Genomic DNA, 9,205 nt, shown 5'->3' with positions numbered 1-9,205 from the left:
GTCCACAGCCGCCGGGGCGGGTTGTTCACGTAGCTCCGCAACAGCCGGGATGTCGTGTGCGGGGGAGGCGGGGGCCTTCCGCGGGGAGGAACAGCGCGGCGCGGGGGGCGGGGGCCTCCCGGGGGGAGGAACAGTGCTGGGCGAACACGTCGAACCACTGGGGACCTGGGGGGTTCTGTGCGGCAAGGGGGATTATCCAGCCCGTTTCCGTCGGCGCGCGGGCGTCTGGCGAACGGGCCGATCAGCCAGCCCGCGACCGACTGGGAGCAGCGGTACCGCCGTACCGTGATCACCAGCGACACCGTGACCACCGCCTTCGTGGTGGCGGGGATCGGCAATTTCTTCGGGGCCCGGGACGCGGCCGACTGGCACGAGAAGTGGGGAATTCTCGCATTCGGCACCGAGCTGCTGGTGCTGGGCGCGCTCGCGGTGAGCAGATCGTGGGCGCCGGCCGTTCTCGGCCAGGGCGCCGAGGAATTCCGCCGGCTCGGACGCTCTCTCTTCATGGCGACCGTCGTACTGGCACTCGGCGGGATCGCTCTCACCTCGCGCAACATCAAACTCTGGATCTTCGTCGCGATCCCCGCGATCGCACTCCTCACCATGATCGCGCGGTATGTGCTGCGTCTGTGGCTGCACAAACAGCGCAAGGAAGGACGGTGCCTGCGACCGGTGCTCGCCGCCGGGAGCCCCGACACCGTGCGCGACCTGATCGCCCGGACCCGCAAGTTCCCGCACCTCGGCTGGCGGGTGGAGGCGGTGTGCACGACGGACGGTCACGGGGTCGACGGTGACCACCTGGACGGGGTACCGGTCGTCGGCCGTCTGGCGGACGTCGCGGGCCACGTCCGCCGCGACGGCTACCGTGTCGTCGCGGTCACACCGGACCCGCACTGGTCACCGGACCGGCTCCAGCGGCTGGCCTGGAACCTCGAGGGCAGCGACGCCGAGATGGTCGTGGCCCCCGTGCTGATGGAGGTGGCCGGCCCGCGGCTGCACGTCGACGCGGTGCTCGGGATCCCGCTGCTGCGGCTCAGCATGCCGGCCTTCACCGGCGGCAGGCGGGCGGTCAAGGGGATCGTCGACCGGTTGGGCGCGGCGGTCCTGCTGGTCCTGTTCGCACCGCTGATGGTGTGCGTCGGGCTGCTCGTGCTGGTGGACAGTCCGGGTGGGGCGTTCTACCGCCAGCGCAGGGTCGGCAAGGACGGCCGCGAGTTCACCATTCTCAAGTTCCGCACCATGGTCGCCGGGGCGGACAGGGTCCGGGACGAGCTGGCCGACCTCAACGAGGGCGCCGGCCTGCTGTTCAAGCTCCGCCGGGACCCGCGGGTGACCCGGGTGGGAGCGGTACTGCGCCGGTACTCGATCGACGAGCTCCCGCAGTTGTTCAACGTGCTCACCGGATCGATGTCGCTCGTCGGTCCGCGGCCTCCGCTGCCGGAGGAGTCCGCCGCGTACGGCCCGGACATCCGGCGGCGGCTGCTGGTCAAGCCGGGACTCACCGGCCTGTGGCAGATCAGCGGGCGCAGCGACCTGCCGTGGGAGGAGGCGGTCCGGCTGGACCTGCGGTACGTGGAGGACTGGTCGCTCGCCCTGGACGCGGTGATCTTGTGGAAGACGCTGCGCGCGGTGCTCCACGGGCAGGGGGCCTACTGATGCGCGGGGGGCTGCGACCAGACGGTCCCGCCGGCGCGCGGACCGCAGGCCACGAGGGCCTGCCTGGGGGGAGGAACGGGACATGAGAGTCAGCGTCTTCGGGCTCGGTTACGTCGGCTGCGTGTCGGCCGCGTGCCTGGCCGGCATGGGGCACGAGGTCGTCGGGGTGGACGTCAACCAGGTGAAGGTCGACCTGGTCAACGACGGCAAGGCCCCGGTGGTCGAGGAACGGATCGGCGACCTCATAGCCGAGGTCGTGCGGACCGGGGCGTTACGCGCGACCGGCGACGTCCGCGAGGCGGTCATGGACAGCGAGGTGTCGCTGGTCTGCGTGGGCACGCCGTCGGAGCCCAACGGGAGCCTGTGCACCACGTACCTGGAGCGGGTCACCGAGCAGATCGGGGCCGCGCTGGCGGCTCGCGGCGGGCGCGGTGGGCGGCACACCGTCGTGTTCCGCAGCACCATGCTCCCGGGCACCTGCCTGAACCTGCTGGTGCCCATCCTGGAGAAGAACACCGGCGGCACGGCCGGGGTGGACGTCGGGGTCGCGGTCAACCCGGAGTTCCTGCGCGAGGGCACCAGCGTGCGGGACTTCTTCGACCCGCCCAAGACCGTCGTCGGCGAGCTCGACCCGGCCAGCGGCGACGTCGTGACGGCGCTGTACGAGGGCCTGCCCGGTGAGGTGTTCCGGGTGCCGGTCCCGACGGCCGAGGCGATCAAGTACGCGGACAACGCGTTCCACGGCCTCAAGATCGGCTTCGCGAACGAGCTGGGCGCGGTGTGCCAGGCGCTCGGGGTGGACTCGCACCAGGTGATGGACGTGTTCCTGGCCGACCGCAAGCTGAACATCAGCCCCGCCTACCTGCGGCCCGGCTTCGCCTTCGGTGGCTCCTGCCTGCCCAAGGACCTGCGCAGCCTGGTCCACGCGGCGCAGCGGGCCGACGTCTCGGTGCCCATCCTCGCCCATGTGCTGGCCTCCAACTCCGACCACCTGCAGCGCGCCGTGGAGCTGGTCGAGCGCACCGGCAAGCGCCGGGTGGGCCTGTTCGGGCTGTCCTTCAAGCCCGGCACCGACGACCTCCGCGAGAGCCCGCTCGTCGAGCTGGCGGAGAGGCTCTTCGGCAAGGGGTACGACCTGCGGATCCACGACGCCAACGTGAGCCTGTCCCGGCTGCTCGGCGCGAACCGCGAGTACATCGAGACCCGGCTGCCGCACCTCGCGCAACTGCTCGCGGACTCCGTCGACGAGGTCCTCGAACACGCCGAGGTGTGTCTGGTGGGGACCAGGGACCCGGCCGTGCTGTCGGCGCTGCCCCATGGCGGCGGCCCGCTGATCGTCGATCTCGTCCGCCTTCCCGACGCTGAGACGCGCCGGACCGAACCGGGGTACATGGGCCTTGCTTGGTGACACGCCGTTCGATGACACAGCCAGGGGCGACCGGCCGGGCCGGCGCGCACTGATCCTGGTGGAGAACCTGTCGGTGCCGTTCGACCGGCGGGTGTGGCAGGAGTGCACGACGCTGCGCGACGCGGGCTGGGAGGTGCACGTCGTCTGTCCCCGGGGCGGCAAGCGGGACACCGAGCCGGAGGCGGTGATCGACGGGGTGCGGATCCACCGCTACCCGTTGCGCGCGGCCACCGGAGGACCGGCCGGCTACCTGCGGGAGTACGGATCGGCGTTGTGGCACACGGTCCGCCTGGCCCGGAAGGTCGGCCCGGTCGACGTGGTCCACGCCTGCAACCCGCCCGACCTGCTGTTCCTGCCGGCACTGTGGATGAAGCGGCGCGGAGCGCGGTTCGTCTTCGACCAGCACGACCTGGTTCCCGAGCTGTACCTCTCCCGGTTCGGCCGCGGCGAGGACCTGCTCCACCGCGCCGTGTGCGCGCTGGAACGGCTGACCTACCGGGCCGCGGACGTCGTGCTCGCCACGAACGAGAGCTACCGGGACGTCGCGGTGCGCCGTGGCGGCCGGCGGCCCGGGGACGTCTTCGTGGTGCGCAGCGCGCCCGACATCGACCGGTTCCACCCCGTGCCGCCCGAGCCGGAGCTGAAGCGGGGCAAGCCCCACCTGCTGTGCTACCTCGGCGTCATGGGCCCGCAGGACGGCGTCGACTACGCCTTGCGGGCCCTCGCGAAGCTGCGCGACGAGCTCGGTCGCACCGACTGGCACGCGGTGTTCGTCGGCGCCGGCGACTCCTTCGACGCGATGGTGGAGCTGTCCCGGAGGCTGGGGCTCGCCGAGCACGTGCAGTTCACCGGACGCGTCCCGGACGCCGACCTGGTGCGCTACCTGTCCACGGCGGACGTGTGCCTCTCCCCCGACCCGCGCAATCCGCTCAACGACGTGTCGACCATGAACAAGGTCCTGGAGTACATGGTGATGGGCCGGCCGATCGTCTCGTTCGACCTGAAGGAGGCGCGGGTCTCCGCCGGTGACGCCGCCGTCTACGCGCCCGCCAACGACGAGGCCGCGTTCGCCGGGCTCGTCGCGCTGCTGCTGGACGACCCGGAGGAGCGGGCCCGGATGGGCAAGATCGGCCAGGAGCGGATCGGCGGGCCGCTCTCCTGGCGGAAGTCGCAGGCGTCGCTGCTCGCCGCCTACGCCGCCGCCTGCCGTGACCGCGCTCCGGTGCCGGCGGACGGCGCGGGCCGGGCGAGGAAGAGGCCGCGCCGTTGAGCGACGACACGATACGCCTGGTCACGATCGGGCGGATTATCCGTCGGCGCCGGCGGTTTCTCACCCTCCTCACCGTGCTGGGTGCGCTCGTCGGCTTCGGCACCTCTTTGCTGTTCCCGCCGCGTTACACGACGTCGGCGTCGGTACTGCTGCCCGGGGCGTGGGAGGAACGCGAGTTGCTGACGCAGGCGGAGGTCGCGACCAGTTCGGTGGTGGTCGACCGCGCTGCCGCCGCCCTCGGCTGGAGCGGGGTCGGCGGCGGCGAACTGCGGGACCGGGTGAGCGCCAAGGCCGCCGACGGAAACATCATCAGGATCTCGGGCACGGCCGACAGCCCGGAGCGCGCACAGCGGCTCTCCGACCAGGTGGCCCAGCAGTTCGTCACCTACGCCGCGCGGATCGCGGGCGGCGACACCGGCTCCGAAGCGGCGGCGCGGCCCGAGGCGCTGCGGCAGCTGGTGGCACAGACGAGCCGCCGCATCACCGAGCTGGCCGACGCGGCCGACCCGGGGCGGACCGTGGAGAGCGTGCAGACCCGCACCGAGCTCGCGAAGCTGCGCACCGCGCTGCAGGAGGCCGTCGACAAGCTGGCCGAGGCCGGCCCGGCCGCCGGCAGGGCCGGCATGGTCGTCATGGGGCCGGCGTCCCGGCCGGACGGCGAGGCACCGCCGACGCGGGTGCAGTTCGTCGCCGCCGGGGCGCTGCTGTTCTTCCTGCTGGCGGTCGTCGGCCATCTCACCGCCGCGCGGACGAGTCGCCGGCTGCGCACCGAACCGGAGATCGCCGCGGCGCTGGGCTCGACGCTGCTGGGCACCGTCGACGTGCCGGGTGAACGGCCCGCGCACCGGCTGGAAGACCGTGACCGGCGGACCCGGATCCGCCGGCTGCTGGGCATCGACACCCCGTGGGACGTACCCGCCCCCCGGGCGTCCGGCGACGAGGCCGGCAGGCAGCTCCGCTACCGGCGGGTGTGCGCCCGCCTCAGGGACCGGCTGCCGGAACCCCGGCGGCTGCTGGTGGTCGTACCGGACGGCGACGAGGCCGCCCGCCGGGCCGCCGGCCGGCTCGCCGCCGAGGCCGAGGGCGATCCGCTGCTGCGGTTGGTGCGGGTTCCGGTGTCCCGGCCGTTGGTGCCGGACCGCGACGACGAGTCCGGTGCCCTGGTCGTGCTCAGCGCGGGCGGCTGGACCGCCGGGGAGCTCGCCGGCATCGCCGGGGCGTGCGCGGACGCCGGGCACGACATCGTCGGCGTCGTCCTCGCCGGCACGGTCCGGACCCCTCCGACGCGGCCCGCCGGCCGTCCGCGGGATGGCGCCACGCCGGCGCTCGCGGTGGGCGCCGACGCGACGGGAGGTTCGGGGTGACCACGCGTACGACGTCGGAGTCGTCGGCCGCCGCTCCGCTGCTGGACCTGCAGGCGCTGGTGGTGGCGGTGCGCAGGCGGCGCCGGTTCTGGGGCTCCCTGGCGCTGCTGGGCCTGCTCCTCGGCACGGCGGTGGCGGTCTTGATGCCGCCGCCACCGACCGCGGTGACCAAGGTGCTGGTCGCACACCAGGAGGACCAGCCGAACGACCCGGGAACGCTGATCCGCACCGACGTCGCGCTGCTGCACACCACGCGCATCGCCGGCCAGGCCCTGGAGTCCCTCGGGTCCCGGGAGAAGCCGGAGGACTTCATGGAGGACTACGGCGGTACCGGCCTGACCAACAACCTGCTGGAGATCCACGCGACGGGTGACAGTGACGCCCAGGCGGTGGCCCGCGCCCGGGCGTTGGCCGACGCGTTCGTCGCGGACCACGTGAGACGGCTGCGGGACGCCGCGGACGCCGAGGCCAAGGGTCTGCTCGACCAGCGCGACCGCATGCGGGACGAACTCGACCGGGTCAACAAGGAGATCGGGGACGGGTCGTCGCAGAGCGGGTCGAAGGCGGCGGACATGGAGTCGCTCTTCGCTCGCCGTGCCGAGCTGACCTCGCGGATCGCCGATGTCGGCCGGCGTGCCGAGGAGGCGCGCATCGGCACCCCGCGGCTCGTCGCCGGCACCCGGATCGTGGACGCGCCGCGCGCGGTGCGGCACTCCCTGCCCCGGACCGCGGCCACCGACGCCGCGATCGGCCTCGTCCTCGGGCTCGTCATCGGGCTCGCGGTGGCCGCGGTCGGCGCGGTGGTGGCGGACCGCCCCGTGCTGCGCCGGGAGATCGCGGCGAACCTCGGCGCCTCGGTCGTCGCGGAGCTGCCCCGCCGGCCGGCCGGGCCGTGGCAGCGCCGACGGACCCGGGCGGCACGCGAACGGCTCACCGCGTCCCTGGCCCGCGGCGTGCGCGGCTCCGCGGAACCGGTGTCGCTGCTGGAACTGGGCTGTGCGCGCACCACGAGCGTGCTGGCCCTGGACCTCGCCCGGGCACTGGCCGCGGAGGGACCCGTGGTCGTCGTCGACGGCCTGCCCGGCCCGCAGCTCTCCGGCCGCCGCCCGAAGCCGGGGGACCCCACCGTGGTCGGCGGCGAACGTGCCGCGGCCGTGTCGCCTCAAGAGCGCCGGCTCGGCGTCGGCTCGGTGGCGCCCGGCACGGCGTGGACCGACCTCCGGTACCTCGGCGAGCGGACCGTGCTCGTCGTGCGTGCCGGGCACGGCAGCACCGCGTGGCTGCACACCGTGGCCCGGCAACTCGCGGACCAGCGCATCGCGGTGATCGGTGTGGTGCTGATCGACCCCGATCCGCGTGACCGGACCGACGGCACGCTGTGGGACGGGCCGCGCCCCGCGCCACGCGGCCACGACGAGCGGCCGGCCCGGCACAACGGTGGGGGCACCTCCCACGCCGTCCAGGCAGTGGGCGAGGACCGGCCGCGGACGGACCGGCCGTGGACGGAGCGGCTGCCGATGCGGGCGGCGGGGGTCCCGGACAGCGACCAGGAGGCACGGTAGGACATGTGTGGCATCGCAGGCACGTACCGATGGCCGGACGGGAAGGCCGTGACCGACCGGCTCACCGAAACCCTCGCCCACCGCGGCCCGGACGGGGCGGGCCGCTACAGCCGTCCCGTCGGGGACGGCGAGGTGCACCTCGGGCACCGTCGGCTGGCCGTCATCGACCTGTCCGGCACCGGCGCCCAGCCGATGGTCTCGGACGGACTCGTCCTGACGTACAACGGCGAGCTGTACAACGCGCCCGAGCTGCGCGCCGAGCTGTCGGCCGCCGGGGTGCGCTTCCGCGGTACCTCCGACACCGAGGTGCTGCTGGAGGCCTGGCGGCGCTGGGGCACGGACTGCCTGCCCCGGCTGCGCGGCATGTTCGCGTTCGGGGTCTTCGACGAGCGGACCGGTGACCTGGTACTCGCCCGCGACCAGCTCGGCGTCAAGCCGCTGTTCCTGCTCCGGCGCGGCGAGGGCCTGGTGTTCGCCTCCGAGCTCAAGGCGCTCGGCGCCGCGACCGGCGGGTCGCTGGAGGTGGACCACGCGGCGCTGGTGGCCTCGCTGCTGTACTACTGGGTGCCGGACTCGCGGTGCGCCTTCCGCGAGGCGGAGAAGCTGCCACCGGGGAGCTGGCTCAGGTGCCGGCCGGACGGCCGGGTGGAGCGCGGCCGGTTCTGGAACCTGAAGGACGTCGCCGCCGAGGGCCGGGAGCGGGCCCGCGGCGGCGAGCGGCCGGAGCTGGCCGCCGTCGTCGAGGAGTCGACCCGGCGCCACCTGCTCTCCGACGTGCCCGTGGCGACCTTCCTCTCCGGCGGCCTCGACTCCAGCTACCTGACCGCGCTGGCGGCCCGTCACCGCCCCGGAATCACCGCCTACACGATCGGGTTCCGCGCCGAGGACGCCAGGTTCGAGGCGATGCCGGACGACCTGCGCTACGCACGCCGGGTGGCCGAGCGGTTCGGCGTCGACCTGCGGGAGATCGAGATCGCTCCGAACGTGCTCGACCTGCTGCCGCGGATGACGTACCACCTGGACGAGCCGATCGGCGACCCCGCCGCGATCAACACGTTCCTGATCTGCTCGGCCGCCCGGGAGGCCGGGGTCAAGGTGATGCTCTCGGGGATGGGTGCCGACGAGCTGTTCGCCGGGTACCGCAAGCATCTGGCCAACCTGCTCGCGCTGCGCTACCAGCGTGTCCCCCGGCCCCTGCGGCGCGGGGTGTCCGCGGCCGTGGACCGGCTGCCGGTCGCGACCAGCCGCCGGGGGTACCGGTCGGTGCGCTTCGCCAAGCGGTTCCTCTCCTTCGCCGAACTGCCGGAGGAGACCGCGTTCCGGCGGAGTTACACCATGTACGACCGGGGCGAACTGCTCGACCTGGTCGATCCGGACCTGGCCCCGGCGGTCGACGACGTCCTGACCGAGCACGCGGACGTCTACCGGGACAACGACCTCGACGACTTCGTCAACCGCATGTGCCTGGGCGACGCCCGGATGTTCCTCCCGGGCCTGAACCTCGCGTACACGGACCGCTCCAGCATGGCCGCGTCGACCGAGGTGCGGGTGCCGTACGTGGACGTCGAGGTGGTGAAGGCGGCGTTCGCCGTGCCCGGTGACCGCAAGATCGTCGGCCGGCAGGGCAAGGCCGTCCTCAAGGAGGCGGCCGGCTCGATCCTGCCCCGGGAGATCGTCTACCGGCCCAAGGGGCTCTTCAGCGCCCCGCTGCGCGCCTGGATGAGCCGGGACCTGGCACCGCTGGTGCGTGAGGTGGTCAACGACGGCGAGCTGGTCCGTTCCGGCTTCCTGCGCCGCGACGCGCTGGCCCGGATGGTCGCCGCGGACGCCGCCGGGCAGCGGGACTTCTCCAAGCATCTGTGGCACGTGCTGACCCTCGAGTACTGGTATCGCGACGCGACCTCCGGGTCCGGTCGGAGCACTCGGCCGGCGGCTTAGGAATTTC

The 9,205-nt window shown here is 73.4% G+C and carries 6 protein-coding genes; all 6 read left to right on the top strand.

The window, feature by feature from the left end:
• Nucleotides 1–177: 177 nt before the first annotated feature.
• The 6 genes from KUM32_RS13160 (at nucleotide 178) to asnB (ending at nucleotide 9,198) form a co-directional block, all read left to right on the top strand.
• A complete protein-coding gene (locus KUM32_RS13160) occupies nucleotides 178–1,656 on the top strand; it encodes a sugar transferase (RefSeq protein WP_217142034.1) in 1,479 nt (492 codons plus the stop codon).
• A gap of 82 nt (nucleotides 1,657–1,738) precedes the next feature.
• Nucleotides 1,739–3,064 carry a nucleotide sugar dehydrogenase gene (locus tag KUM32_RS13155; RefSeq protein ID WP_217142033.1) on the top strand — a complete coding sequence of 442 codons (1,326 nt, stop codon included), beginning with the start codon at nucleotides 1,739–1,741 and terminating at the stop codon, nucleotides 3,062–3,064.
• Entirely contained in the window at nucleotides 3,054–4,334 is a 1,281-nt protein-coding gene (locus tag KUM32_RS13150; RefSeq protein ID WP_217142032.1) for a glycosyltransferase family 4 protein, read from the top strand. Before KUM32_RS13155 ends, KUM32_RS13150 begins: the two co-directional genes overlap by 11 nt.
• On the top strand, nucleotides 4,331–5,698 hold the full coding sequence (locus KUM32_RS13145) for a Wzz/FepE/Etk N-terminal domain-containing protein (RefSeq protein ID WP_217142031.1): 1,368 nt from the start codon (nucleotides 4,331–4,333) through the stop codon (nucleotides 5,696–5,698). The genes KUM32_RS13150 and KUM32_RS13145 overlap by 4 nt, the downstream gene beginning before the upstream one ends.
• Nucleotides 5,695–7,260 carry a Wzz/FepE/Etk N-terminal domain-containing protein gene (locus tag KUM32_RS13140; RefSeq protein ID WP_217142030.1) on the top strand — a complete coding sequence of 522 codons (1,566 nt, stop codon included), beginning with the start codon at nucleotides 5,695–5,697 and terminating at the stop codon, nucleotides 7,258–7,260. Before KUM32_RS13145 ends, KUM32_RS13140 begins: the two co-directional genes overlap by 4 nt.
• Before the next feature lie 3 nt (nucleotides 7,261–7,263).
• Entirely contained in the window at nucleotides 7,264–9,198 is a 1,935-nt protein-coding gene (asnB, locus tag KUM32_RS13135) for an asparagine synthase (glutamine-hydrolyzing) (RefSeq protein WP_217142029.1), read from the top strand.
• The last annotated feature ends 7 nt before the right edge of the window (nucleotides 9,199–9,205 follow it).

The organism is Streptomyces sp. AC627_RSS907 (genome assembly GCF_019049165.1).
The sequence above is the reverse complement of the archived record's forward strand: the minus strand, read 5'-3'. Positions and strand labels throughout refer to the sequence as shown.